This is a genomic window from Gordonia sp. BP-119, from assembly GCF_016924115.1.
GTDB classification, from domain to species: Bacteria; Actinomycetota; Actinomycetes; order Mycobacteriales; family Mycobacteriaceae; genus Gordonia; species Gordonia hongkongensis.
Map to the genome: position 1 here is coordinate 1 of NZ_JAFFZF010000057.1, position 23,407 is coordinate 23,407.

The 23,407-nt window shown below is 67.8% G+C and carries 20 protein-coding genes and 2 pseudogenes; 9 read left to right on the top strand and 13 right to left on the bottom strand.

The genetic code is table 11. The features are described 5' to 3' along the window. Nucleotides 1-175 precede the first annotated feature (175 nt). The 3 genes from JW364_RS22115 to JW364_RS22125 are packed head-to-tail and all read right to left on the bottom strand — an operon-like array spanning nucleotide 176 to nucleotide 2,019. A complete protein-coding gene (locus tag JW364_RS22115; RefSeq protein ID WP_068971664.1) occupies nucleotides 176-961 on the bottom strand; it encodes a hypothetical protein in 786 nt (261 codons plus the stop codon). Nucleotides 962-977: 16 nt separating this feature from the next. Further along, nucleotides 978-1,403: a CoA-binding protein gene (locus tag JW364_RS22120; protein WP_058252786.1), complete on the bottom strand. Its 426-nt coding sequence runs from the start codon at nucleotides 1,401-1,403 to the stop codon at nucleotides 978-980. Between the two features lie 28 nt (nucleotides 1,404-1,431). Continuing rightward, nucleotides 1,432-2,019, bottom strand: coding sequence for a TetR/AcrR family transcriptional regulator (locus JW364_RS22125; RefSeq protein ID WP_068971665.1), 588 nt, complete (start codon nucleotides 2,017-2,019; stop codon nucleotides 1,432-1,434). A gap of 117 nt (nucleotides 2,020-2,136) precedes the next feature. On the opposite strand from JW364_RS22125, the gene JW364_RS22130 reads away from it, so the two are divergent. Together JW364_RS22130 and JW364_RS22135 are read left to right on the top strand one after the other, a co-directional pair. Next, on the top strand, nucleotides 2,137-3,270 hold the full coding sequence (locus JW364_RS22130) for a phosphotransferase family protein (RefSeq protein ID WP_068971666.1): 1,134 nt from the start codon (nucleotides 2,137-2,139) through the stop codon (nucleotides 3,268-3,270). A 4-nt stretch (nucleotides 3,271-3,274) separates the two neighbouring features. Continuing rightward, entirely contained in the window at nucleotides 3,275-4,420 is a 1,146-nt protein-coding gene (locus JW364_RS22135; RefSeq protein ID WP_068971667.1) for a hypothetical protein, read from the top strand. A gap of 7 nt (nucleotides 4,421-4,427) precedes the next feature. Here the strand turns inward: JW364_RS22135 and JW364_RS22140 are convergent, their stop codons facing one another. From JW364_RS22140 to JW364_RS22155, 4 genes are all read right to left on the bottom strand, one after another. After that, nucleotides 4,428-5,096, bottom strand: a complete 669-nt coding sequence (locus JW364_RS22140) for a response regulator transcription factor (protein ID WP_065629444.1) — start codon at nucleotides 5,094-5,096, stop codon at nucleotides 4,428-4,430. Further along, nucleotides 5,093-6,646 carry a cell wall metabolism sensor histidine kinase WalK gene (locus JW364_RS22145; protein ID WP_068971668.1) on the bottom strand — a complete coding sequence of 518 codons (1,554 nt, stop codon included), beginning with the start codon at nucleotides 6,644-6,646 and terminating at the stop codon, nucleotides 5,093-5,095. Before JW364_RS22145 ends, JW364_RS22140 begins: the two co-directional genes overlap by 4 nt. Next, a complete protein-coding gene (locus JW364_RS22150) occupies nucleotides 6,627-7,034 on the bottom strand; it encodes a hypothetical protein (RefSeq protein WP_240199471.1) in 408 nt (135 codons plus the stop codon). The genes JW364_RS22145 and JW364_RS22150 overlap by 20 nt, the downstream gene beginning before the upstream one ends. Before the next feature lie 61 nt (nucleotides 7,035-7,095). Then, on the bottom strand, nucleotides 7,096-8,199 hold the full coding sequence (locus JW364_RS22155) for an alpha/beta hydrolase (RefSeq protein ID WP_205334371.1): 1,104 nt from the start codon (nucleotides 8,197-8,199) through the stop codon (nucleotides 7,096-7,098). A gap of 153 nt (nucleotides 8,200-8,352) precedes the next feature. On the opposite strand from JW364_RS22155, the gene JW364_RS22160 reads away from it, so the two are divergent. After that, entirely contained in the window at nucleotides 8,353-8,922 is a 570-nt protein-coding gene (locus JW364_RS22160; protein ID WP_058252794.1) for a type 1 glutamine amidotransferase domain-containing protein, read from the top strand. Nucleotides 8,923-8,939: 17 nt separating this feature from the next. On the opposite strand, the gene JW364_RS22165 is transcribed toward JW364_RS22160, so the two are convergent. Then, the gene (locus JW364_RS22165) at nucleotides 8,940-9,551 is read right to left on the bottom strand and encodes a maleylpyruvate isomerase family mycothiol-dependent enzyme (protein WP_205334366.1); all 612 of its coding nucleotides are present in this window, start codon (nucleotides 9,549-9,551) and stop codon (nucleotides 8,940-8,942) included. 1 nt (nucleotide 9,552) lies between these two features. Beyond that, on the bottom strand, nucleotides 9,553-11,547 hold the full coding sequence (locus JW364_RS22170) for an OPT family oligopeptide transporter (RefSeq protein ID WP_205334367.1): 1,995 nt from the start codon (nucleotides 11,545-11,547) through the stop codon (nucleotides 9,553-9,555). Between the two features lie 247 nt (nucleotides 11,548-11,794). Here JW364_RS22170 and JW364_RS22175 point away from each other — a divergent pair, with 247 nt between their 5' ends. Next, complete coding sequence (locus JW364_RS22175; protein WP_205334368.1) at nucleotides 11,795-12,433, top strand: TetR/AcrR family transcriptional regulator; 639 nt, start codon at nucleotides 11,795-11,797, stop codon at nucleotides 12,431-12,433. Here JW364_RS22175 and JW364_RS22180 read toward each other — a convergent pair whose 3' ends face one another. Further along, nucleotides 12,434-14,035: a GMC oxidoreductase gene (locus JW364_RS22180; RefSeq protein ID WP_058252798.1), complete on the bottom strand. Its 1,602-nt coding sequence runs from the start codon at nucleotides 14,033-14,035 to the stop codon at nucleotides 12,434-12,436. A 433-nt stretch (nucleotides 14,036-14,468) separates the two neighbouring features. Between JW364_RS22180 and JW364_RS22185 the strand changes: the two genes are divergently transcribed. Further along, nucleotides 14,469-15,305: an SDR family oxidoreductase gene (locus JW364_RS22185; RefSeq protein WP_068970414.1), complete on the top strand. Its 837-nt coding sequence runs from the start codon at nucleotides 14,469-14,471 to the stop codon at nucleotides 15,303-15,305. 19 nt (nucleotides 15,306-15,324) lie between these two features. Here the strand turns inward: JW364_RS22185 and JW364_RS22190 are convergent, their stop codons facing one another. Continuing rightward, entirely contained in the window at nucleotides 15,325-15,747 is a 423-nt protein-coding gene (locus tag JW364_RS22190; protein WP_058252867.1) for a DUF5313 domain-containing protein, read from the bottom strand. 55 nt (nucleotides 15,748-15,802) lie between these two features. Between JW364_RS22190 and JW364_RS22195 the strand changes: the two genes are divergently transcribed. The 4 genes from JW364_RS22195 to JW364_RS22210 all read left to right on the top strand — a co-directional run bounded on the left by JW364_RS22195 (nucleotide 15,803) and on the right by JW364_RS22210 (nucleotide 20,482). Further along, nucleotides 15,803-16,297, top strand: coding sequence for a MarR family winged helix-turn-helix transcriptional regulator (locus JW364_RS22195; protein WP_065629451.1), 495 nt, complete (start codon nucleotides 15,803-15,805; stop codon nucleotides 16,295-16,297). A gap of 32 nt (nucleotides 16,298-16,329) precedes the next feature. Further along, nucleotides 16,330-17,508 (top strand): CaiB/BaiF CoA-transferase family protein, encoded by a 1,179-nt coding sequence (locus tag JW364_RS22200; RefSeq protein ID WP_065629514.1) that lies wholly within the window; start codon nucleotides 16,330-16,332, stop codon nucleotides 17,506-17,508. Nucleotides 17,509-17,581: 73 nt separating this feature from the next. After that, nucleotides 17,582-19,114 carry a catalase gene (locus tag JW364_RS22205; protein WP_065629452.1) on the top strand — a complete coding sequence of 511 codons (1,533 nt, stop codon included), beginning with the start codon at nucleotides 17,582-17,584 and terminating at the stop codon, nucleotides 19,112-19,114. A gap of 87 nt (nucleotides 19,115-19,201) precedes the next feature. Next, a complete protein-coding gene (locus JW364_RS22210; RefSeq protein WP_205334369.1) occupies nucleotides 19,202-20,482 on the top strand; it encodes a competence/damage-inducible protein A in 1,281 nt (426 codons plus the stop codon). Between the two features lie 265 nt (nucleotides 20,483-20,747). Here JW364_RS22210 and JW364_RS22215 read toward each other — a convergent pair. Continuing rightward, nucleotides 20,748-22,395 (bottom strand): annotated as a pseudogene (locus tag JW364_RS22215) (acyl-CoA synthetase). A 295-nt stretch (nucleotides 22,396-22,690) separates the two neighbouring features. Continuing rightward, nucleotides 22,691-23,400: pseudogene (locus JW364_RS22220) on the bottom strand (HNH endonuclease signature motif containing protein); the annotation flags it as partial. Between the last annotated feature and the right edge of the window lie 7 nt (nucleotides 23,401-23,407).

Here is a 23,407-nt window from a genome sequence, read left to right on the forward strand (position 1 = left end):
CCGGCTCATCGGCATCCTCCACGGCTGCCTCAAACACCGCACCCTCTACAACGAACACACCGCCTGGAACCACCGCGCCAACCTCGCCGCTTGACACCTTGCACCCCTGGGATGTCTTCGTGGCTCGTCGCTATCGCTCCTCACACCTCAGGGAGCAATGGGTCGCTTCTTTCGATCAGGGAGCAGGCGGCGGCGTACCCGGAGCCGCGGCCGTCGTCTTGTCTCCCGGCGCACCGGCCACCAGACTCGTGGGGTCGGTGGGCTTGCCCGCGATGAGGTCGCCGATGCTCAGACCCCAACGGCCCCAACGGTCGTCGAATCTCTTCGCGCGGGCCCGCGCTTTCTCCGTCTTCGCCGGTGCGTACCGCCGGCGCGCCCACGCCGAGTGCGGTCGGGCCAGCCGGATGGCACCGGCCCAGGCGAACACCGGGATGAAGACGCCGACGATGGCGGTGGAGAACTTGCCCTTGAGCACGCACAGGATCGCGCAGGCGACATTGATCGGCACGGTGGCCACCAGCGCGACGGGACCGATCTCCACGTCCGCGTCGTCGAGCGGGTTGAACCCGAGGACCGCCATGCCCAGCGCGGCCACCGTCAGCGCCACCACCTGAACCGAGAGCTGGCCCTCCGGTGACCAATACACGTCCTGAAGGCGCAGGATCAGTGCGAACTCGTCGAGCACCAGTGAGGCGCCGACACCGATCAACACCGCACTGATCTGCGCACCGGGCGACGCCCCGTTGACACCCACCGAGAGGAAGGCGCCGACGATCGTCAGGATCAGACCGGGCACCATGTGGTGCACGTGCACGCCGTCTGAGACGTTGTTGCGGAAGGGGCCCTTGCCCGCCCGGATGAGTCGGGTGATCACCCGCGTGACGATGAACGTGATGACGAACGACGCGAACAGCAGGAACAGCGGCAGTCGCTGATGCGTGAGCTCGTCGAGGAAGTTCACCGGGTCACCGTCGGCGTCAGCCGGGGACGATACCGGTGCGGCGCTGCTCGATGATCAGGCAGCGGTCCTCGACGTACAGCAGACCCGCATCCTCGGCGATCGCCCGCGCCTCCGCCGAGATGATCCCGAGCTGCAGCCAGAGCGCGGTCGCGCCGGCGGCGACGGCCGCCCGGGCGACGTCGGCGCACTCGGGTCCCGGGCGGAACACGTCGACGAGGCCGACCTGTTCCGGGATGTCGGCCAGGGTGCGGTACACCTTCTCCCCGACGATCTCGTCGGCCGCGGGGTTCACCGGAATGATCCGCCAGCCACGGTTCTTCATGTACGCCGGTACCTCGTTGGCGGCCTTCGACGGATTGGCGCTGGCACCGACCACGGTGATCGCGTCGTAGGTGGACAGGATCTGCTCGACGACATCGTCGGTGTTGCTCGGGGCGGTCATCCCACGAGTGTAGGTGGGTGCGGGCGAGTCACCGGAGAACTCCGTGCACGACGATCGCGCTCAGCTGATCGGCCCACGCGGCCTCGAAGTCGCGATTGTCGAGCAACAGCGCATGCAGCATCGCCGCCCCGCCGACGACCTCGATTAGCCGATCCGGATCGACATCGGGATGCACCTCGCCGCGATCGACGGCGACCACCAACCGATCACGCAACGCGCCGAACACCTCCGCGAACCCGGCGTGCACACGCGCCGCCAGCTCGGGTTCGGCAGCCATGTCCGAGATGAGACCGGGCAACGCCGCGCGGGTCACGGGACTGGCGAACAGGTCACGCGCCGCCGCGACCATGATGCGGATGTCGGCGGCGACCTCACCGCTGGACGGTGGCAGCCGCATCATCCGGGAGAACGCGACGTCATGCACCAGCTCTGCCTTTCCCGTCCAGCGACGGTAGAGCGCGGTCTTCGTGGTGCCCGCGCGTTCGGCGATCGCGGCCATGGTGAGCTTGCGGTATCCGACATCGACGAGCAGTTCGGCGGCGGCGTCGAGCACCGCGGAGTCGATCCGCAGGTCGCGCGGTCGGCCCGAGACCGACTCCCCCGTCCCAGCACTCATCACTCGCCGACTTCCCTTCGAAAATTTTCGCCAAGTCGCTGCGGGCCGCCCGACCGTTCTGCTGTCATAACGCTACTCACCGTAGCGAATCTCTCGCTGCCGAACACAGGGGGTGCCATGGCCACCGAGCCCGCCGTCGAGCAGGTCGACCATCTGCAACGTTCGAGCCGGGACAACACCTCTGTCCCGGACACGCTCGCGCGCTGGCTCACCGAGCAGGACGACACTCCCGACGACACCCCCGCCGTCACGGTCGTGGCGGGCGGCGACAGCAACGGCATGTCGTCGGAGACCATCCCCGTCTCGGTGTCGTGGCCCGGCGAGCCCACCCGGCACTGGGTGATGCGGATGGCGCCGTCGACCACCGACGTCCCCGTGTTCCGTTCCTACCGAATGGATCACCAGTACGAGACGATGCGTCTGATCGCCCGGCTCAGCGACGTCCCGGTCCCGGCAGTGCACCACCTCGAGCCGACCGGCTCGCTGCTGGGAGCCCCGTTCTTTCTCATGGACCGGTGCGAGGGCGAAGTCCCACCCGATGTCATGCCGTACACGTTCGGCGACAACTGGTTCGGGGACGCCGCCGAGTACGATCGCCGGCGGGCCCAGGAGTCCGCGGTCGGCGTGATCGCCGCCCTGCACTCGATCCCCGACGCGGCCCGGCAGTTCGACTTCCTCTCCGACGACCTACCCGCCGGTGACACTCCCCTCGCTCGTCTGCTCGCCTGGTTGCGGGACTGGTACGACTTCTCGGTCGAGGGGATCGGGCGCTCTCCTCTCGTCGAGCGGGCGCTCGCCTGGCTCGCGGACAACTTCCCCGACGATGCCACGAACGCCGAACCGGTGCTGTCCTGGGGAGATTCGCGCATCGGGAACATGATGTTCGTCGACTTCACCCCGACGGCGGTGCTCGACTGGGAGATGGCGCGCACCGGTCCCCGCGAACTGGACATCGCCTGGGTGATATTCGCACACCGGGTCTTCCAGGAGCTCGCGACGATGGCCGGCCTTCCCGGGCTGCCGGACCTGCTCCGCGAGAACGACGTCCGCGACACCTACCGCGAACTCACCGGAGTCGAGTTGGGCGACCTGCGCTGGTTCTACGTCCATGCCGCGGTCCAGTGGTGCTGTGTCTTCATGCGGACCGGCGCCCGCCGCGTGCACTTCGGCGAACTCGAACGTCCCGACGACGTCGACGGCACCCTGTTCTACCACCGACCACTGCTCGAACGACTCCTCGAGGAGGACTGACCGCATGAGCCGACACGGCTTGGGCCCGATGGACGAGTACCCCATTCATCAACTACCGCAGCCGATTGCATGGCCGGGCAACAGCGACCGCAACTTCTATGACCGCGCGTACCTCAACGCCCACGACCGCAGCGGCACCATCTTTCTCATCACCGGGATCGGTTACTACCCCAACCTGGGTGTGAAGGACGCGTTCGTGCTGATCCGGCGGCGGAACCCGGACGGCACCGACACCCAGACCGCGGTGCACCTCAGCGACGCGATCGACGACAACCGGCTCGAGCAGCGCGTCGGCAACTATCGGCTGAGCATCGAGAACCCGCTGCGCGCGCTGCACCTGACGCTGGACGAGACCGAGGGCATCGCCCTGGATCTCCACTGGGAGGGCCTGTTCGACGCACTGCTCGAACAGCCGCACGTGATGAGGCAAGGCGCAAAGGTCACCCTCGACGCGCAGCGGTTCGCGCAGGTCGGCAGCTGGCGTGGTTCTATCACCGTCGATGGCGAGGACATCGTCGTCGACCCGTCGACCTGGATCGGCACCCGCGACCGTTCGTGGGGAATCCGGCCGGTCGGCGAGCCCGAGCCCGCGGGGCGGCCGGCGGATCCACCGTTCGAGGGCATGTGGTGGCTGTACGTCCCCATGGCCTTCGACGACTTCCAGCTCGTCCTCATCCTCCAGGAGGACCCCGACGGCTACCGCACACTCAACGACTGCTCGCGCGTGTGGAAAGACGGCCGCGTCGAACAACTGGGCTGGCCGAACGTCTCGGTCCATTACGCACCGGGCACCCGGGTACCCACCGGTGCAACGATTTCCACGACCGGGGCAGGGGGTTCCTCGGTGACGCTGCAGGTGGAGTCCCTGCTGCCCGTTCCCATTCATGTGGGCGGCGGTTACGGCGGTGACCCCGACTGGACCCACGGCGTCTGGCGCGGAACGGACTTCACCGAACGCCGCACCTACGACATGACCAGTGCCGAGATCGTCGGTCGCATGCCGTTCGGCGTGATCGATCACGTCGGACGCGCCGAATGCCGGGAGTCCGACGGCACCACCCGCACCGGTTGGGGACTCTTCGAGCACGGGGCACTCGGCCGGCACGACCCCTCCGGGTTCGCCGACTGGCTCAGTGTCGCACCGGAGTGAGGAGCGACTAGTTCGACGCGCGTAGCCGATACCCCATGCCGCGCACCGTCTCCAATCGGTGAGAACCGATCTTGTTCCGCAGGGCGCGCACGTAGACGTCGACCACATTCGACGCCGGGTCGAAGTCGTAACCCCAGACGTGGCCGAGGATCTGTTCGCGCGAGAGCACCTGATCGGGGTGACGCAGGAACACCTCCAGTAGTGCGAACTCGCGCGCGGTGAGGTCGAACGTCTCCGCACCCACCCGGGCGCGCCTGGACTTCAGATCCAACCGAAGATCCCCGGCGGACAACAGGTTCTCCGACGCGACGGCCGAGTCGTCGACGAGTCGTAGCCGGATGCGGGCGAGCAGTTCGGCGAACTGGAAGGGCTTGGTCATGTAGTCGTTGGCACCGCCCTCGAGGCCGTTCACCGTGTCGCTCACGCTGTCCCGGGCGGTGAGTACCACGACCGGCGTCGTGATCCCCTCGCCGCGCATGGAATACAGGACATCGAAGCCATCCATCGCCGGGAGACCGATGTCGAGGACGACCATGTCGAAACCGCCGCTGCGCACGGCCTCGAGCGCCGACAAGCCGTCGGACACGTGCTCGGTGCTGTACCCGGCCGCACGCAGTCCGTTGCCGATGAACGAGGCGATCCGCGCGTCGTCCTCGGCGATCAGAACCCGGCTCATCGCCGCTCTCCTTCTGCTGGCACCGACGGCGCTGCATCGGTGTAGGGGGTCGTGTCGGGAACCGGGACGTCGATGCCGAACGTGGCGCCGTGCCCGGGAATGCTACGTACCCAGGCGATTCCGTGATGGGCGTCGGCGATGGCCCGCACGATCGCCAGTCCCAGCCCGGCGCCGGCCGCGTGCTGAGGCGCCGACGCCGACTGCCCGCGCTGGAACCGCTCGAAGATCCGCGCCGCGTCCTCCTGCTCGACCCCCGGACCGTCGTCGGTGATCCAGATCGACAGGTGTCGCTGCGCTCCGACGCCGGCGAAGCGTGAGCCCAGCTGGATGACGGAACCGGCATGGGTGTGCCGAACCGCGTTGGAGGCGTACTGCAGCATCGCCTGGGTGATCCGGTCGTGATCCACCACGCACGGGCCCTCGGCGACCTCCATGAGCAACCACTGCCGGTCACCGAGCGGTTGCACCTTGGACTCGATGTCGAGCATCAGCTGAGCCGCGTCGGTCGGCCTGGCCACCACGAAGTCGGGTTGCTCCGACTTCGCCAGCATGAGCAGATCGCCGACGATGCGGCCCATCCGCCCCAGCTCGCTGTCCACGAGATCGAGGGTCTTGCGCCTCTCCTCCGGATCGTCGGGCAGCAACTCGAGATGGCCGCGCACGACCGTGATCGGGGTCCGCAGTTCATGTCCGGCGTCGTCGACGAACTGCCGCTGCGTCGTGTAGGCATCCTCGATACGGTCCAGCATCGCGTTGAAGGTCTGGGCCAGCGCGGCCACGTCGTCGCGTCCGATGACCGGGACCCGTGCGGTGAGGTCGTTCTCGCTGATCTCCGCGGCGACCATCCGCACACTGCGGACCGGCGCCAGGATCCGGCCCGCGACCAGATACGCCACGCCGGTGGTGACGATCATCCCGGCCAGGCCGACGATCGCCAGCACCCGCATCGTGCGGTCGACCAGTTCCCGGCCCGGGTCGGTGTAGATGCCGACGATGAAGGTTCCCGGCTGCGACGCGCCCGACGCCGGGTCGGCCGAGCCGCCACCGACGGGCGTCAGATCCACCTTGCCCCAGCGGATCTCACCGTGTGCGGTCATCAAGACCCCGGCCGCCCCGCTCTGCGCCCGCAGTTCGTCGAGGACGCGACGCCCCTCGCCCGGGGCCGGCCAGGCGTTGCCCGGCAGTTCGAGGATCTCGGTGTCGCCGACGACGCCGGCCATGACCTCGCCCTCACCGGCCGACTGCCGCGACAGGAACACCTCGAGCAGTCGCGACACCGAGGTGAACGGTTCCGTCGTCGTCGGATCGACCCCCTCGGACGCGAACGTCCGGAACTCGCTCGCCTCCTGCGCGACGTAGTTGTTCACCCGGGTGTCGACGTCACGGAGCAACAGGTTGCGCGTCACCACGAACACCACCACCAGCAGCAGGAACGTGGTGAGCATGATCCAGGCCGTGATGCGCCAACGCGCCGAGAGCGCGGGGCGCTGACGCACACCCGCACTCTCGGCTGGTCTCGCTGTCGCGTCGTCAGTCGTCCTGGCCGTCATCGATGTCATCGTCCCAGTCGTCGTCCTGGCCGTCCCAGTCGTCGTTGTCGTCCCGGCCGTTGTCGTCCCAGTCGTCGTCACAGTCGTCGTCGCGATGGGCCGCGTTGACGTCGCACCAGTCGTCGTCGTCGGAACCCAGGTTCGGCGGGACGGCCCGCTGCACCGGCGCGCCGGCCGGGACCCGGGGAACCGGGGCCGCGGCCGGGGTCGGCACCTGCGGCGACTGCGCGGGAGCCGTCTTGGCCTCCGGTGTCTGGGACACGTCCACGGACACGGCGTCGGAGGCCAGGCTGGGCTCGGGCGAACGGATGAGGAAGAAGCTGGCGGTCACGACGGCAACCGCGAGCGCACCGAGGGCGATGGTGGCGAGTACTCGTGAGAAGTTCATGTCAACGACTCTGACGGACGCCGGTGAGCCGTCCATGAGTCGAAGATGAAGGTTTTTTCATCTAGGCACGGCGCGTGTCCACCGACGTCAGGAACTCGTCGATGCGGGGCCACGTCTGCTCGACCGCAGCGGACCCGGCGATCAGTCCCAGATGGCTGGTCTCCACCGTGGTGAACTCGACGCGCGGCGACCCGGAGAGCAGCTCCACCCCGTGGTGGGCGGCGGCCCAGCTGACGATCGCGTCGCGGTGACTGCCGAAGAGCGCGACCGGTACCGCGACCTCGGCGAGGTCGACGACTCTTCCGTCGAAGTCGAGCACCCCGTCGGCGAGTTCGCCGCGCATGATGAAGTTCTCCCACATCTGCTCGGACACCTTGCCCGGGTAGCCGGGCATCGTCTCCTGAAACCGGTCGATGGCCTTCATCCGGGTCAGCGCGTCGGTGTCGTCGGCGTTGCGCAGGATGTAACCCGGCTTCTTGAGTTCGCGCTGCCACGCCGTGCCCCGGTAGGCGAGGCGGACCAGTGGCGCCGGGATTCCGCCGAGCGCCCGCAGCGCCAGCGTCACCGGCGCGGTGCCGACCGGCTTCATCAGCGTCTTGACCAGCGGATACGGCGGCACCTTGGAGTAATCGAGAGGCGTCCCGACCGCGACGACCGACGCCACCGGCAGGTCTGGGTTCGCGGCAGCGGTCAACAGGCTGATGGTCCCGCCGATACTCCACGCGAGGAGGTCGATCTCCGCGGAATCCCGCGACGTTCCGGCGCCCGGGTCATCGGCGTTGCCGTAGAAGTCTGCGACGGTCGCGGCGACGGCACCGGGAACGATGTCGTCGAAGAAGTCGGCGAACCCGAGGTGTCGGTCGGCGCGGGTCATGTCGCCGAAGTCGAGCACGTACGGAACCCGGCCGGTCGACAGGAGGAACTGCACCACCGACAGCCCGTCGGCGAGGTCGTAGCACGATGTGGACACCGCGAGCGGCGGGATCAGCAGCACCGGCCGCCGTCCCGTGCCGACGGCTGCGATCACCTCGTCGTCGGTGCCGTACCGCCGCAGCGTGCGGTGCGGTGCGTCGGCGATCACCGTGTGCGGCGTCTCGTGGGACTCGCCGATCTGTCCACCACGTGCCAGATGGACCAGCGTCGCGACGCCGTCGAAACCACCCACCCCTACCTCCCAGTCGTCGTCCGGGGACATTCAACACACCCCGCCCGGGTCATGCCCGGGCGGGGTGTGACCGTTTGGTGCACGACACCCGCGGGTACCGGATCCGACGAGGCACCGATGCCGTAGTCGGTGCGTACAAGGAGGTACACGGCCATGGCCGAAGAACTGAACGGCACCACCATCGCTTTCCTCGTCGCCCAGGAGGGCGCCGAGCAGGTCGAACTCACCGAACCGTGGAAGTCGGTCGAGGCGTGCGGCGGCAAGCCCGTCCTGGTGTCCACCGACTCCGGCACGGTGCAGGCGTTCAACCACCTCGACAAGGCCGACACCTTCCCCGTCGACACCCCTCTCGAGGACGCCCGCGTGATGGACTTCGACGCGCTGGTCCTGCCGGGCGGTGTCGCGAACCCGGATTTCCTGCGAACCTCGGAGCCCGCCGTCCGCTTCGTGCGCAGCTTCTTCGATGCCGGCAAGCCGGTCGCGGCCATCTGCCACGCGCCCTGGACCCTGATCGAGGCCGACGTTGTCCGCGGCCGCACCCTCACGTCGTTCCCGAGTGTGCGCACCGACGTCATCAACGCCGGCGGCACCTGGGTCGACGAGGAGGTCGTGACATGCCGCGACGGGGACAACGTGCTGATCACCAGCCGCAAGCCCGACGACCTCGCCGCCTTCAACGCCGCGATCGTCGCCGAGTTCGCGCGCACGAATGTCGCGAGCTGACCGCCCCGTCGGGGACGTCAGACGACGGACAACGGTGCAGATTCCCTGCCGGTCAGGGTGAGCAACGCCTGCTCGCCCTGACCGGTGAGCAGTGCGGTGGCGGCCGCCGTCGACAGCGCTGACGCCAGCACCTCGGCCGGCAGCGGGAGATCGGAACCGATCGCCCGCGAGATGTCGAGACCGTGCACCGCGAGTTCGAAGGTCCGGGTGGGCAGGTAATCGGACAGCATGATGCCGCCGAACGGCGTCGTCAGGGGCCGATCCCCCGTTCCCGCAAGGGCGTCGACGGCCTGTGCGCGCCGCTCCCGGACCCCGGCGCGCGGATCGTTCCCCAGGGACAGCCCGGCGTCCACTCCTCGCTGTCGGACCGACGCGGGGTCTCCGTAACCGCGAATCGATGCGAAATAGGCCGCGGTCGAGGTCAATTCGACATCACCACCGGGCTCGGCCAGGTAGGTGACGACCGTCGTCAGCGATCTGCTCGCGTGTCCGACGAGCGATCGCAACGACCATTCGCCGAGACCCGGTCCGTCCCAGCGATCGTCGGCGATCAGGTCCACCAACTGCGTCAGATGTTCGGCACCGGCCGTGAAATCGTCGATCGCACGTGCCAGTATTCCCTCTGCCATGTCAGTCCTTCGGAGTGCCGGCGGTCGTCGACGACGTCCCGCTCGCGGTTGCGATCTTGCGGACACGGTCGTAGAGGAGGGCGATGGTCGCGGCGAACACGATGACGCCGAGGATCTGTGCCCAGGTCCCGAAGCCGTCGCCGACGATCGCCAGCGCCGAGTCATCGCCCGTTGCCGCCACGATCCCGGCGAAGACCACGCCGAAGAGCGCCTCGCCGACGATCAGACCGGTGGCCAGCAGGACACCCATCCTCTTCTTGTGTTCCACTGCGCCGCCGCTGCGTTCGGCCCAGCGGTTGTAGTAGTGACCGATGAAGGCGCCGATCGGGATGATCAGGACCACCGACATCGGCAGGTACATGCCCATCCCGACAGCCAGCGGCGGCAGCCGGAAACGCCCTGCGCGACCGAGGAGTTCGTCGATAACGATCACCACCGCGCCGATCAGGGCGCCGATTCCGACGAGTCCCCAGTTCAGGTCCGCCCCGAGGACACCTTGCGCGAGGGTCGTCAGCAGCCCGGCCTGCGGTGCCGCGAGCGCGTCCTCGGTGGCACCCGGCGCGCCGACGAACCCGAAGGCCTCGTACATCAGCTGCAGGATCGGCGGGATCACGGCCGACCCGAACAGCACGCCGATGATCAGCGCCGCCTGCTGTTTCCACGGTGTCGCCCCGACGAGTTGACCGGTCTTGAGGTCCTGCAGGTTGTCATTGGAGATGGTCGCGACGCCGAAGACGACCGCGGCCGTGAACAACGTGTAGGCGATGAGCGCGTCGGTCTGCGAGTCGTCCGCCGGCCCGAAGGTCAGCTTCACGAGCAGTGCGGCGATGAGAACCACCAGGATGCCCACGCCGGAGATGGGGCTGTTCGACGACCCGATCAGGCCCGCCATGTACCCGCACACCGACGCGACCGCCAGTCCGATGACGAACACGAAGACGATGCTGACCACGATGATCCCGGTGGCACTGCCCTCCAGAACCGTGTCGCGCACGAAGTCCCACAACAGGATTCCGATCGGGATGAGCAGCACGAGGATGCTGCCGCCGACGATGTTGATCGGCATGTCCCGCTCGGTGATGTCGACCGTGACCCCCTCCCGACGCGATCGCGAGGAGACCATGGCCGCCCGGATTCCCCGCACGATCGGACCGATGACCTTGATCAGCGTCCAGACGGCCGCGATGGCGATCGCCCCGGCCCCGATGAGTCGCACGTCGTTGGCGAAGATCGAGCTGACGGCGTCGCCGAAATCCTCCCCCGCCGTGCGCCCCTGGGTCTCGATGGGCAGCAGTACGACGTAGGAGATCACCACCCCGACGAGCATGGCGATGCCCACGGTGATCCCGACGAGATGGCCGATGCCGATCAGCGACATCGACAACCCGGCACTGAACAACGTTCCGCCCGTGCCGATCCTGATCGTCGTCGAGATCGAATCGCTGAGGACCTGGAGTTTGGTGAGCAGGGCGAAACCGGAGGACGCGAGCGAACCGATGACGATCGTGCGCAGGCCGGCCTTGTTCTCCGCGGCGCCGCCCGCGGAGTCGCCGACCTTCAGTACCTCTGCTGCCGCAACGCCTTCCGGGTAGGGCAGGTCGGAGCCGGTGACCAGCGCGCGCCGTAGCGGGATCGAGTACATGACGCCGAGGATTCCGCCGATCGCGCACACCGCCACCGTGATCCAGTACGGAAAGCCCGTCCACCATCCGATGATGACCAGACCAGGTATGACGAAGATGATCGCCGACAGCGTGCCGGCGGCCGACGCGATCGTCTGGACGATGTTGTTCTCGACCACCGAGTGGTTGGCGAAGTACCGCAGAATGCTCATCGAGATGACGGCGGCCGGGATCGCGGTGGCGAACGTGAGGCCCACCTTGAGGCCGAGGTACACGTTGGCGGCCGTGAAGACCAGCGTGATGATGCCACCGAGGACGGCACCTCGGAGCGTCAGTTCTCGCAGGTTCGCCGTGGCCGGAGGCGCAGTCGCCATCTGGTCCCTCCCAACAGTCGGGTCCTGCGACCGGCGGTCGGTCGGACGGTGGATCATCCGGGCATTCGTCGATCCACCTTAGGCCCGGATGACCACTCGCGCTGCGACTTCCCGCGCAGCCGGGGTCGGTTCGCGTGTCGCGTCGACGCACCTCCGTACGGCACTGACCGCTTTGCGGTGTTTCGGCGAGTCGGACACGGCCACCATCCCGGCGTCTCGATCGGCGACGGTAGGGCATCATCGATCCATGAGCGAAGGCAAGACGGAGCAGTCTGCCCGCACCCGTGCGCTGCTCATCGAGGCGGCCGAGAAACTGATCGCCCTGAACGGGGTCGCGGCCGTGTCCAGTCGCCAGATCAGCAAGGCGGCCGGTCAGGGCAACAACTATGCCGTCGGCCATCACTTCGGTTCCAAGGACGATCTCCTCCGCGCCACCCTGACGTCGCACAACGTCCCGATCGAGCGGCTTCGCCAGAAATGCCTGTCGGAGGTCGGACCCGACCCCGGGGTCCGCGACTGGCTCCGCTGCCTCGTCGGGCCCGAGGTCGAGTACCTCGCACAGATCGGTGCGCCGAGCTACTTCGCCCGGTTCTTCGCCCAGGTGTCGAGCGATCCGTCCGCGACCGCCCTGCTCTACGAGGAGACCGCGCGATCGGAGGTCCTCATGACGATCCTCGACCGGTTCTACGCCACCTTGCCGACCTTTCCCGACGACGTGCTCGAAGTGCGCAACAACCTGACGCGCCACATGATCGTCAACGCGCTCGCCGACATCGAACGGGCCGCCGAGGGCGGCGGGACTCGAACAGCCCCATGGGAGCACGAGCGCGACCTGGTCGTCGATGCGCTGACCGGGATGTGGCTCGCGCCGGCCGCCTCCCGGTGATCAGATGACCGTGCCGACATCCCGGGCGACGATCCGGTCGAGGGCGCGCTCGGCGACCGCCGCGATGGTCATCGATGGATTGCAGGCCGCGGTGTTGCCCGGCATGAGTGCGCCGTCGATGACGTAGAGCCCGCGCTGGCCGTGGACGCGTCCCTCGAGGTCGCACACTGCACCCATGTTGGCCCCGCCGAGCGCGTGCCAGGTCGAGGGGAACACCGCATTGGTGTCGGTCAGGACGGCGTCGGGTCCGGCGATCCGGCGCACGGTCCGGTCGATGTGCTTGGTCTGGATCTCCGAATCGCCCTCGTGTGGCCAGCGGATCACCGAATCTCCGATCGCCGAGTCGTAGGAGATGACGCCACGTCCCGAGCTCACCCCGAAGCCGACCATCATCGTGGTGCCGGCGTACACGGGTAGTGGCGGCAGCGATGCCTGGATGACGGTGAACGCGCTCTTCGGATCACTCCAGTTGGGGCTGCCGAAGACCACCGGTCCGCCCTGTACCGTCCCGAAGTCGATACTGGGGCTGGTCCAGGTGTAGATCCGGTCGGCGTTGGTGCCCCATCCGTGCCCCACTCCGTCGGGCAGGCCCGGCACGGTTCCGGTCGCGCGCGCCTTCACCAACAGCTTGGTCGTGTTCACGCTGCCCGCCGACAGGATGAGCGTCCCAGCGATCAGTTCGTTGTGCTCCAACACTTTCCCGGACTCGTCGGTGCGTTCGACCTCGAGGGACCATCGGCCGTCGGGTCGGCGGGCGACCTGCCGCACGGTGTGCAGGGTTCGGACCTGAACCCGCCCGGTCGCCTCGGCCTCGCGGATATAGGTGACGTCGACGCTGTGCTTGCCACCGTTGTTCACGCCGATGGCGCCGTCGCCGTTGGTGTAGGCGGGCTTCATCTCGCCACGCAGCTCGGCCGCGGCATACCCCCAGTCGATCGGCATCGGGATCTTCTGCAGCGGAAGCCCCTCGGCCCGAACTCGTTTCGCGAACTGTCGCGGTGCCAGGTATTGCGGGGAACGCACCACCGAATCGGGCGCCACCGCGACCTTCAGCATCCGCGCGACCCGCGGGTAGTGCACACGGTTCATCAGTTGCCAGTCGAGCGCGTTCGGGAAGTGCTCGTTGAACACCGCCTCGCTCGGTTGCAGTGTCATGCCCTGGTAGACAAGGGAACCACCGCCGAGGCCGGCCGGGCAGAGTGCGGTCATGTTGACGCCCGCGACCGACTCGAACAGTCCCACATAGGGTTCGACGCTCAGCGGCTTGCCGAAGAGGTTCGGGGTCGACTCGTGCCACAGGATCCGCTTGTCCGGACTCGACGCACGCGGGAAGGTCTCCGAGTTCGGACCCGTCGGCCACCGCCGGCCCCGCTCGAGCAACAGGACCGGCACGCCGGCCTGCGCGAGCCGGAGCGCCGCGACGCCACCGCCGAATCCCGAGCCGACGATCACCACCCGATGCTCTTCGCGTGTCCGCCGGATCCGTCGCGATGGATCTCCCGACGCCGGTCCGGCTCCGGTGACGGCCGCGGCCGCCGAACCCGCCGCGGTCATCGCCGCCGCTCGCAGGAAGGTACGTCTCGTCGGTGATACCCCGGTCATGGTTCTCCTGTCGTTCGGCGCGAGATGGCGCCGGGTGCTTGTCTGATTCGGCAGCTCGAGAGACGGTGGAGACCGTGGTCGCGGGTCGAGGACGCCGCGTGGGACGGACCGGGGCGTGGCCGTCGCGACACAGGCTTTGCCATAGACGACCTGTGTGTCAAGGGCCACTTCGGTGACCAGTGGTGATCGGGGACATCGCCGACGCAACCCTTGACAAGCCCTTCAGTCATGTGACTGAATCGTCGCGGGCGTGGGTAGGGCCGCCATCGGTGTACGGCCGATGCGCGGGCGTGAGTGCGGCGCGCCGCGCTCGCGTGGACCTGGTCGGGATCGTGGCCGAGTGCCGAAGAGCGAAGAGAGGACGGGAGTTCGCCGAGCAGGCGGCAACGGAACGCTAGGATGACGCGGCCATTTGTCGCGGGCGGGGAGTTGCATGTCTGATCATCTGCAGGGCAAGACCATCATCATCACCGGCGCCGGAGGCGGTTTCGGCAAGGTGATCGCGGAGATGTGCGCGGCACAGGGCGCTCACATCGTCGGTGTGGACATCGACGCCGACGGGCTCACCGCGGTCGCCGACGGCATCACCGCCACCGGCGGGTCGGCTGTCGCACACGTCGCCGACGTCACCGACATGAACCAGATGAAGGGCGCCGCGGCGGCGGCCGTCGACCGGTTCGGTGCGATCGACGTGATCGTCAACAACGCCGGGGTGATGCCGCTGGCGTTCTTCGCCGACCACGAGCGGGCCTGGGAGAAGTGGCACCGGGCCATCGACATCAACATCAAGGGCGTCGTGAACGGCATCTCGGCGGTGTACGACCAGATGGTCGCGCAGGGCCGGGGTCAGGTGGTCAACATCGCGTCGATCTACGGCAACGGCGGCTTCGAGGGCTCGGGTGTCTACAGCGCGACCAAGGCCGCCGTGACGATGCTGTCGGACTCCTTACGCATCGAGGCCAAGGGCAAGATCAAGGTGACGACGGTCAAACCGACCGGCGTGGCCGGCACCAACCTGGCGAGCTGGATCGTCAACGACCGCGCGATCCGCGGGATCGTCGGGCAACGTGCGGCGTCGTACCGCGAGCACATCACGGAGCTGATGCAGGGCACGCTGCCCGACGAGCTCGTCGACGTCGACTCGGTGAAGTACTGGCTGATCACCCCGGAGGATCTCGCCCGGGCGGTCGTGCATGTCATCGACCAGCCGTGGGGCATCAGTCTGTCCGACGTGACGGTCCGGGCCAGCGGCGAGGACTACCTGTACTGAACGTGGGCGCCGTCTCGGCCTAGTTCGACGGGCGGCGTCGTTCACCGCGGTACTTGCGGTGGTACTCGTCGTAGAGGTCCGAGTTCTTCTCTCGTTCGAGCTTGTTCACCAGGTCGGGATCGAGTCCGTGCTGGACGAGCCGGTGACGGCGGTAGACCCGGTTCAACGCGATCGAGAAGAAGAGGTAGGCCAGCAGGATCGGCATGGTCATCGTGATCCGGACGCCCCAGTCGGCCGGGACGAACAGCATCGGGGTCAGCACGATGATGCATGGCACCGCCCAGCGGACCACCATGCGTACCGACGCACCCGGGCCGGCCAGGTCGTTGGTCACCCAGCCGAGCATCGATTTCGGCAGACGCGCCCAGTAGGCGTACTTCACGTACTCCCAGGCATTCGGCTTGGTGCGCGGTGCAGAGGTCACCTGTCGATCGTGCACCACGTGCGGGAGTCGTCCGACGTCGCCTCCCCCACCCCGGCTGGGTAACCTGACCGGCATGGGTTCGGAGATGACCGCGTCGGCCGACGACCCCACCGGCCCGGATCCGATCAGCGGCCTCGAGGCCGAACTGACCGATTTCTGGCGACGGGGCCGGGTGCGCACCCGGTTGCGCGCCCGCGCCATCGACCCGCGGCTGGACCCGTCGTGCTACCCGCTCATCACCGTGCTGGCCCGGCACCATTCGATGCCGATGTCGGATCTGGTCACCGCCGTCGGCATGGAGAAGTCGACGGTGACGCGGCAGATCGACGCGATCGTGCGGCTCGGGCTCGCCGAGCGGCACCCGGACCCGCGCGATGCCCGCGCCCGCGTGGTCACCCTCACCGATCACGGTCGCGAACGTGTCGACGCCGTGCTCGCCTCGGCGGTCACCGATTGGCGTGCTCGGCTGGCCCAATGGGACCCCGACGACATCCGGACGCTCACGTATCTGCTGCATCGCCTCACCGAGGCCACCAACGATCCCGAGGCCGGCGAGGGGTCTCGTTGACCGAGCGTGGCACCGTCGGCGATCCTTGGCCGGTGACTCCGGACGAAGGACTTCTGCCCCTCGAGGGCATCACCGTGGTGGCGCTCGAACAGGCCGTCGCCGCACCGCTGGCCACCCGGCACCTCGCCGATCTCGGCGCCCGGGTCATCAAGGTGGAACGGGTCGGTGACGGGGACTTCGCGAGGCAGTACGACGCGGCGGTGCGCGGCGGCGCCGCCTCGCACTTCGTGTGGCTCAACCGCGGCAAGGAGTCGGTCGCCCTCGACCTCAAGAGCGAGGACGGACGCCAGGCGATCCGAACCCTGATCGCCGGCGCGGACGTCTTCGTCCAGAATCTCGCTCCCGGGGCGGCCGCCCGGCTCGGCCTCGCCGCCGACGATCTGCGCGCCGACCATCCCGAGCTCGTCGTCGTCGACATGTCCGGATACGGCGACGCCGGACCGTATCGCGACCGCAAGGCCTACGACATGCTGGTGCAGGCCGAGGCCGGGCTGATCTCGGTGACCGGGACGCCCGACGAGATGTCCAAGACGGGTATCCCGACCTCCGACATCGCAGCCGGTATGTACGCACTGACCTCCGTACTGTCGGCGCTGTTCCGACGCGCCACCACCGGAGTCGGCGCGCGCGTCTCGGTGGCCATGTTCGACGCCACGGTCGAATGGATGGGCCACCCGATGTACATGCGCCTGTACGGCGGCCGGCAGATCGCCCGTGCCGGGCTCGGCCATGCGGCCATCGTGCCCTACGACAAGTACCCGACCGCCGACGGCGACATCCTCATCGGCGTCCAGAACGACCGCGGCTGGGACACGCTCACCCGCGTGGCCCTCGAGCGCCCGGATCTGGCCGACGACCCCCGCTATCGCACCAACATCGAGCGGGTCGCCCGGCGAGCCGAGGTCGACGCCGCGATCGGCGCCGAGACCAAACGCTTCACCACCGACGAGCTCGACCGTCGCCTCGCCGACGCGGGCATTCCCGCGGCCGAGATCCGCGACCTCGAAGGCGTCGTCGCGCATCCGCAGCTGAGTGAGCGCGACCGCTGGCGCGAGGTGGACACCGAGGTCGGCCCGGTACGGGCGCTGCTTCCGCCGCTGACCTTCGACGACGTCGAACTCGCGATGGGTCCGGTACCGGCACTCGGACAGCACACCGAGGCGGTGTTGCGGGAATTCGGGATCGGCGTCCCGCCGACCCCGTCGGCGTAGGATCGGCGGAACGGACCTGCAGCCCTCGGGTCCCGTTGTTCATGCCCGGATACGACGACCTCTCGGAGGCGATATGTCCGACGATTCTCTGTTCACCACCCGGGATTCGGGAGCACCCGCGGGGAGTGACGAACACTCCTTGACGGTCGGCGCCGGCGGCCCGATCGTCCTGCACGATCACTACCTGATCGAGCAGATGGCCCAGTTCAATCGCGAGCGGATCCCTGAACGCCAGCCACATGCCAAGGGCAGCGGCGCGTTCGGCACCTTCGAGACCACGCAAGACATTTCGGCTTACACGTGCGCGGCGCTGTTCCAGCCCGGCGTGAAAACCGAGATGGTGGCGCGGTTCTCGACGGTCGCGGGCGAGCGCGGTAGCCCAGACACCTGGCGCGACCCGCGCGGTTTCGCACTGAAGTTCTATACGTCCGAAGGCATCTACGACATGGTCGGCAACAACACGCCGGTCTTCTTCGTCAAGGACCCGATGAAGTTCCAGCACTTCATCCGTTCGCAGAAACGCCGTCAGGACAACAACCTTCGCGACCACGACATGCAGTGGGACTTCTGGACGCTCTCGCCGGAGTCGGCGCATCAGGTGACCTGGCTGATGGGCGATCGGGGGATTCCCAAGACCTGGCGCCACATGAACGGATACAGCTCGCACACCTACCTGTGGGTCAATGCCGAAGGTGTCAAGCACTGGGTCAAGTACCATTTCAAGTCCGACCAGGGAGTCGAGCACCTCACCCAGCACGAGGCCGACCAGATGGCTTCTGCGGACACCGATTTCCACACTCGGGACCTGTTCGAGAACATCGCGGCGGGCAACCATCCGAGCTGGACTCTCAAGGTGCAGCTGATGCCCTTCGACGACGCGGTGAGCTACCGGTTCAACCCGTTCGACCTGACGAAGGTGTGGCCGCACGGCGACTACCCGCTCATCGAGGTCGGCAAGATGACCCTGCACACCAATCCGGTCGATCACCACACGCAGATCGAGCAGGCCGCGTTCGAGCCGAACAACGTCGTGCCGGGTATCGGTTTCAGTCCCGACCGCATGCTGCTCGCGCGCGTGTTCTCCTATGCCGACGCCCATCGCCACCGGATCGGCGGCAACTACAAGCAGATCCCGGTGAACGCGCCCAAGAACGAAGTGCATTCGTACTCCAAGGACGGGGCGATGCGCATCCACAACGTCTCCGACCCGGTCTACGCACCCAATTCCAAGGGCGGCCCGTCGGCGCTGTATCCCGGCCAGGGCGAACCGCAGTGGGCGGCGAACGGGGAGATCCTGCGCAGCGCCTACGTCGACCATCCCGAGGACGACGACTGGGGTCAAGCGGGGACGATGGTCCGGGAGGTCTTCGACGACGAGCAGCGTGAACGTTTCGTGGACAACGTCGTCGGGCACCTCCTCAACGGTGTCTCCGAACCGATCCTCCAGCGGGCGTTCGAATACTGGCATCGCGTCGACCCCGACATCGGTGCGCGGATCAAGTCCGGTGTGACCGAGAAGCAGGACGAATCCGATCCGAAGGCCGATGACCAGGCCAACCCCGCCCGGTCGTCCGCCCAGGAGAAGGCCAAGGCCGAGAAGGCCTGACATTCTCCGCGCAGTTCGCACCGAACCGTGGAACGCGCCCTCTGACGGGGGCGCGTTCTGCGTCGGTGGCCTACTAGGCTCGATGGCGTGAGTGTGCGCGCAGGCATCGTGGTCACCGGAACCGAAGTCCTCACCGGCCGGATCACTGACCAGAACGGGCCCTGGCTGTCCGAGGAACTCCTCGAACTCGGGGTGGACGTCGCCCACATCACGATCTGTGGCGACCGGCCCGCCGACCTCACCGCGCAACTGCGCTTCCTCGCCGAGCAGCAGGTGGATCTGATCGTCACCAGCGGCGGGCTCGGCCCCACCGCCGACGACCTCACCGTCGCCACCGTCGCCGAGTTCTGCGGCCGCGAACTACTCCTCGATCCCGGACTCGAGGAGCACATCGCCGCGATCATCCAGCGCTGGCGCGGGATCGGATTCGACGTCGATTCCGGCCCGACGAGGGCGGGTATCCGCAAGCAGGCCCTGGTACCGGTCGGGGCAGTTCCGGTACCACCGACCGGCACCGCGCCGGGTGTCGTCATCCCCGCTGCCGCCGGCGTGCCGACGATCGTCGTCCTGCCCGGCCCGCCCTCGGAGCTCCAGGCGATGTGGCCGACCGCGATCGCCACGGCTGCCGTCGCCGACGTCCTGTCACGCGCCGACGATCTGCGTCAGGCGACCATCCGCGCCTACGGTCTCCTCGAAGCGGAACTCGCCGAGACGCTGCGATCGGCGGAGACCGCGATCCCCGCCTTCGGGCAACTCGAGATCACCACCTGCCTGCGGCGAGGCGAACTCGACATGGTCACCCGATTCGCCGCAGCTGATGCGTCGGTCTACGACTCCCTCCTCGACCTCCTCGTCGAACATCATGGGCGGCAGATCTTCTCGACCGACGGTTCCACGATCGACGATCTCCTGGTCGCCGCCTTGGACGGGCGACTGATCGCGACCGCCGAGTCGTGCACCGGCGGACTCGTCGCGGCGCGGCTCACCGACCGGCCCGGCTCGTCGGCCTATGTGATGGGTGGCGTCGTGTCGTACTCCAACGACGCCAAGTCGGATCTGCTCGACGTCCCGGCCGAGCTCATCGCCACGCACGGAGCCGTCAGCGAGCAGGTCGCCGCCGCGATGGCCGAGGGTGCGCTCGCACGGTTCGGTACCGATGTCGCGGTGTCGACCACCGGAGTGGCCGGCCCCGGTGGCGGCACCGAGACGAAACCGGTCGGCACCGTGTGCTTCGGTGTGGCTCTACGCGACCGGCCTACGGTCACCGTCACGCGCAAGTTCCCCGGTGACCGCGAGCGTGTCCGGTCGCTGACCACCACTGCCGCACTGCATCTCGTCGTGCGTGCGCTCAGCGACGCCTCCGCCTGACGCTCCATTGCCATCTGAGGAGCGCCCGGAGCTTGCGGAGCGCGCGGCCAACCCCTGCTCCCTGAGGAGCGCCCGGAGCTTGCGGAGCGCGCGGCCAACCCCTGCTATCTGAGGAGCGCCCGGAGCTTGCGGAGGGCGCGTCACGAAGGGTCTTCGCAACCGGACTCGCCAAGACCCTTCGAGGCTCGTCGACCTCGACGCGCTCCTTCGTCGCTTGCTCGGCCCGGCGGCTATCGCTCCTCGCAACTCAGGGAGCAGGGGTGGGTCAGAGCGGGCCGGTCGGGAGGTGCCGGCGGACGAGCTTGCCGGTGGGGTTGCGAGGCAGGTCTTCGACGAAGACGACGTCGCGGGGCACCTTGTACCGGGCGAGGTGCTTCTTGACGTGCGCCTTGATGTCCTCAGGCGTGGGGTTCGCATGTTCGGCGGCGACGATGAAGGCGCGCAGACGTTTTCCGTATTCGTCGTCGTCGACGCCGATGACCGCCACGTCGTCGATGTCGGGATGCTCGCCGAGCAGGTTCTCCACCTCGAGCGGGTAGACGTTCTCGCCGCCGGAGACGATCATGTCGTCGTCGCGGCCGTCGATGTGGAGGAGCCCGTGCTCGTCGAACCGGGCCATGTCGCCGGTGGACATGTAACCGTCGATGATCTCCTTGTTGCGGCCGTCGGTGTACCCCTCGAACGGGGCGCCGTTGCGCACGAACAGCCTGCCGCGCACGTTGGTCCCGGAGATCCGGTTGCCCTTGTCGTCGAAGAGCGCGAGTCGACTCGTGACCGGTGCGCGGCCCACCGTCCCCGGTGCCAGACGCAGCTCCTTCGGTTGCGCGACCGTGGCGATCGCGACCTCGGTGGAGCCGTAGAGGTTGTAGAGCACGTCACCGAACGTGTCCTGAATGGCTTCCGAAAGTGTCGGCGACAGAGCCGAACCCGCGAGCACGACGATCTTCAGCGACGACAAGTCGTACTTGCCGATGACGTCGGGACCCAGGGCGACCATGCGGTGCAGCATGGTCGGGACGGCGACCAGCACCTCCGCCTTGTGCTCGGCGATCGCGGCGAGGGTCTTCTCCGCGTCGAACCGACGCATCACCACGGTCTTGTTGCCCAGCGCCGTCCCCACCCCCCCATAACGCAAAACCGGTGGAGTGGAAGATCGGCGAGACGATCACCATGGCGCTGCGCTGCGGCAACGGGATCCGGTCCAGCAGAAGCGCACTGGCGAACGGTGACATCTTGGATCGCTGGGCGCCCTTGGGCAGTCCGGTCGTGCCGCTGGTGAGGATGACGAGTCCGCCCCACGCGGCTGGTTCGGGCGGAGTCGACGTATCGCCGGTGGCTGCGATGTCGTCGAGGGTCTGGACGCCGTCGCCGATGGGGCGGTTGCCGTCGGCCCAGGTGACGATGCGCAGGGTGTCGGCGGGGAGGGAGTCGGCGAGGTCGGTGAACTCCTCGTCGTAGAGCATCGCCACGATCTTCTCGCGTTCGGCGACCTCGGCGAACTGGGTCTTGCCGAAGCCGGTGTTCATCATGGCCAGGCGGAACCCGGCCTTGCCCGCGGCGCTCATGGTGGTGAGCAGACCCCGGTGGTCCCGCGCGATGACGCCGATGACCGATCCCGGCTTGATGCCGGACGCGAGCAGGTGGTTGGCGAGTGCGTTGGCGTGCGCATTGAGTTCACCGAAGGTGAGCTCGCCGTGCTCGTCGGCGACGGCTCCGGCCTCGGGATACTCGTCGGCACCGTGTGCCACAGCCGCCGCACACGGACCGATGATCTTGGCCCGCTTGACCGTGGTCAGCAGCTCCTTGGGTTTCGTCGGATCCACGAGACCCGATCGCCGCAGGACCTTGAACGCCCCGAAGGCATCCTGCGCCGATTCCACCACCGTGCCGACCGCACCGGTCACCGAGACCATGTCCACCCCACCTTCCGCGGCTGGGCCGCGTCGTCGCTCTCTTCCGGTTCGCTGCGCGCCCGACGCACCCTGGTCACAGTCGTCACCAGCCGTGCCACAGGTGCAGGATATGCCGACCATGCCGACCGATGTCCGTTTCACCCGAATCGGTTGTCACACTGATCAGTTCACCGCATTTCGCACTCAGGTCACCGTTCGCCGTCCCGATGGGGTCGACCGAACGGCGATCTCGTGGCGACAGGCTACCAAGTCTGACAACTCGCGTCATCAGATTGGAGCCCCACGTGCTCTCGGGTCAGTACGGCGGTGGGTCGATGCGGTCGAGTTCTTCGCGGGCTCGTTTGTTTCGGGCGCGTTCTTGTCGCCGGCGGGCCAGTTTGGCGTCCAGTCGGCTGTGTGTGTGCGCTCCGGGTTGTCGGAGGCGATGACCCGTGGTGTGGGTGGGGCTTGGGCGGCTTGCTCGAACCGGATCCGCCGAAGGTTCGGGAAGGTGTCTTCCAGCGTCTCGGCGTCGCCGGGCAGGGTGACCCCTTCGGGGGTTTCGTATTCGGTGATTAGGCGACCGTCGTCGTCGCGGTACTGCACATCAACCCAGTCCCCGTGGGTTTTCAACAGGTGACCGGGACGGCATTTGGCGTTGAGGTTCTCACTCGACGTCGCCCCACCCCGGGCGGGGTCGGTGTGGTCGTATTCGGTGACGTGGTCGAGATCGCACGCGAACGCTGAACGCGTGCAGCCGGGTTCGGTGCAATAGCCGTCCCGCACCCGCACGAAATCAGCACACGACGTGGTGGGCCGGTACCCGTTGCCGGGGTGGGTGGCCGGGTAGACCACTGCGACACTCGCGGTGGTCTCGACGGGTCGATCGGGTTCGGCTGCATCGGTGTCGTTTTCGCCGTGTGCGCCGGTCGTGGCTTCGTCGGCGGGTGCCGGGCGTTGCGCGGTCCGCCGCTGGTCATCGTCGTTGGTGCTGGGGGCGGCGTAGGTGGGTTGGGTGCGGGACGGCTATTGC

Excerpts from the sequence above, each read along its gene's own strand:
- JW364_RS22180 (WP_058252798.1), bottom strand. The coding sequence starts at position 14,035 with ATGACCGGGGTATCACCGACGAGACGTACCTTCCTGCGAGCGGCGGCG.
- JW364_RS22205 (WP_065629452.1), top strand. The coding sequence starts at position 17,582 with ATGTCCGACGATTCTCTGTTCACCACCCGGGATTCGGGAGCACCCGCG.
- JW364_RS22140 (WP_065629444.1), bottom strand. The coding sequence starts at position 5,096 with ATGAGCCGGGTTCTGATCGCCGAGGACGACGCGCGGATCGCCTCGTTC.
- JW364_RS22130 (WP_068971666.1), top strand. The coding sequence starts at position 2,137 with ATGGCCACCGAGCCCGCCGTCGAGCAGGTCGACCATCTGCAACGTTCG.
- JW364_RS22145 (WP_068971668.1), bottom strand. The coding sequence starts at position 6,646 with ATGACGGCCAGGACGACTGACGACGCGACAGCGAGACCAGCCGAGAGT.
- JW364_RS22120 (WP_058252786.1), bottom strand. The coding sequence starts at position 1,403 with ATGACCGCCCCGAGCAACACCGACGATGTCGTCGAGCAGATCCTGTCC.
- JW364_RS22150 (WP_240199471.1), bottom strand. The coding sequence starts at position 7,034 with ATGAACTTCTCACGAGTACTCGCCACCATCGCCCTCGGTGCGCTCGCG.
- JW364_RS22185 (WP_068970414.1), top strand. The coding sequence starts at position 14,469 with ATGTCTGATCATCTGCAGGGCAAGACCATCATCATCACCGGCGCCGGA.
- JW364_RS22165 (WP_205334366.1), bottom strand. The coding sequence starts at position 9,551 with ATGGCAGAGGGAATACTGGCACGTGCGATCGACGATTTCACGGCCGGT.
- JW364_RS22160 (WP_058252794.1), top strand. The coding sequence starts at position 8,353 with ATGGCCGAAGAACTGAACGGCACCACCATCGCTTTCCTCGTCGCCCAG.
- JW364_RS22170 (WP_205334367.1), bottom strand. The coding sequence starts at position 11,547 with ATGGCGACTGCGCCTCCGGCCACGGCGAACCTGCGAGAACTGACGCTC.
- JW364_RS22125 (WP_068971665.1), bottom strand. The coding sequence starts at position 2,019 with ATGAGTGCTGGGACGGGGGAGTCGGTCTCGGGCCGACCGCGCGACCTG.
- JW364_RS22195 (WP_065629451.1), top strand. The coding sequence starts at position 15,803 with ATGGGTTCGGAGATGACCGCGTCGGCCGACGACCCCACCGGCCCGGAT.
- JW364_RS22175 (WP_205334368.1), top strand. The coding sequence starts at position 11,795 with ATGAGCGAAGGCAAGACGGAGCAGTCTGCCCGCACCCGTGCGCTGCTC.
- JW364_RS22135 (WP_068971667.1), top strand. The coding sequence starts at position 3,275 with ATGAGCCGACACGGCTTGGGCCCGATGGACGAGTACCCCATTCATCAA.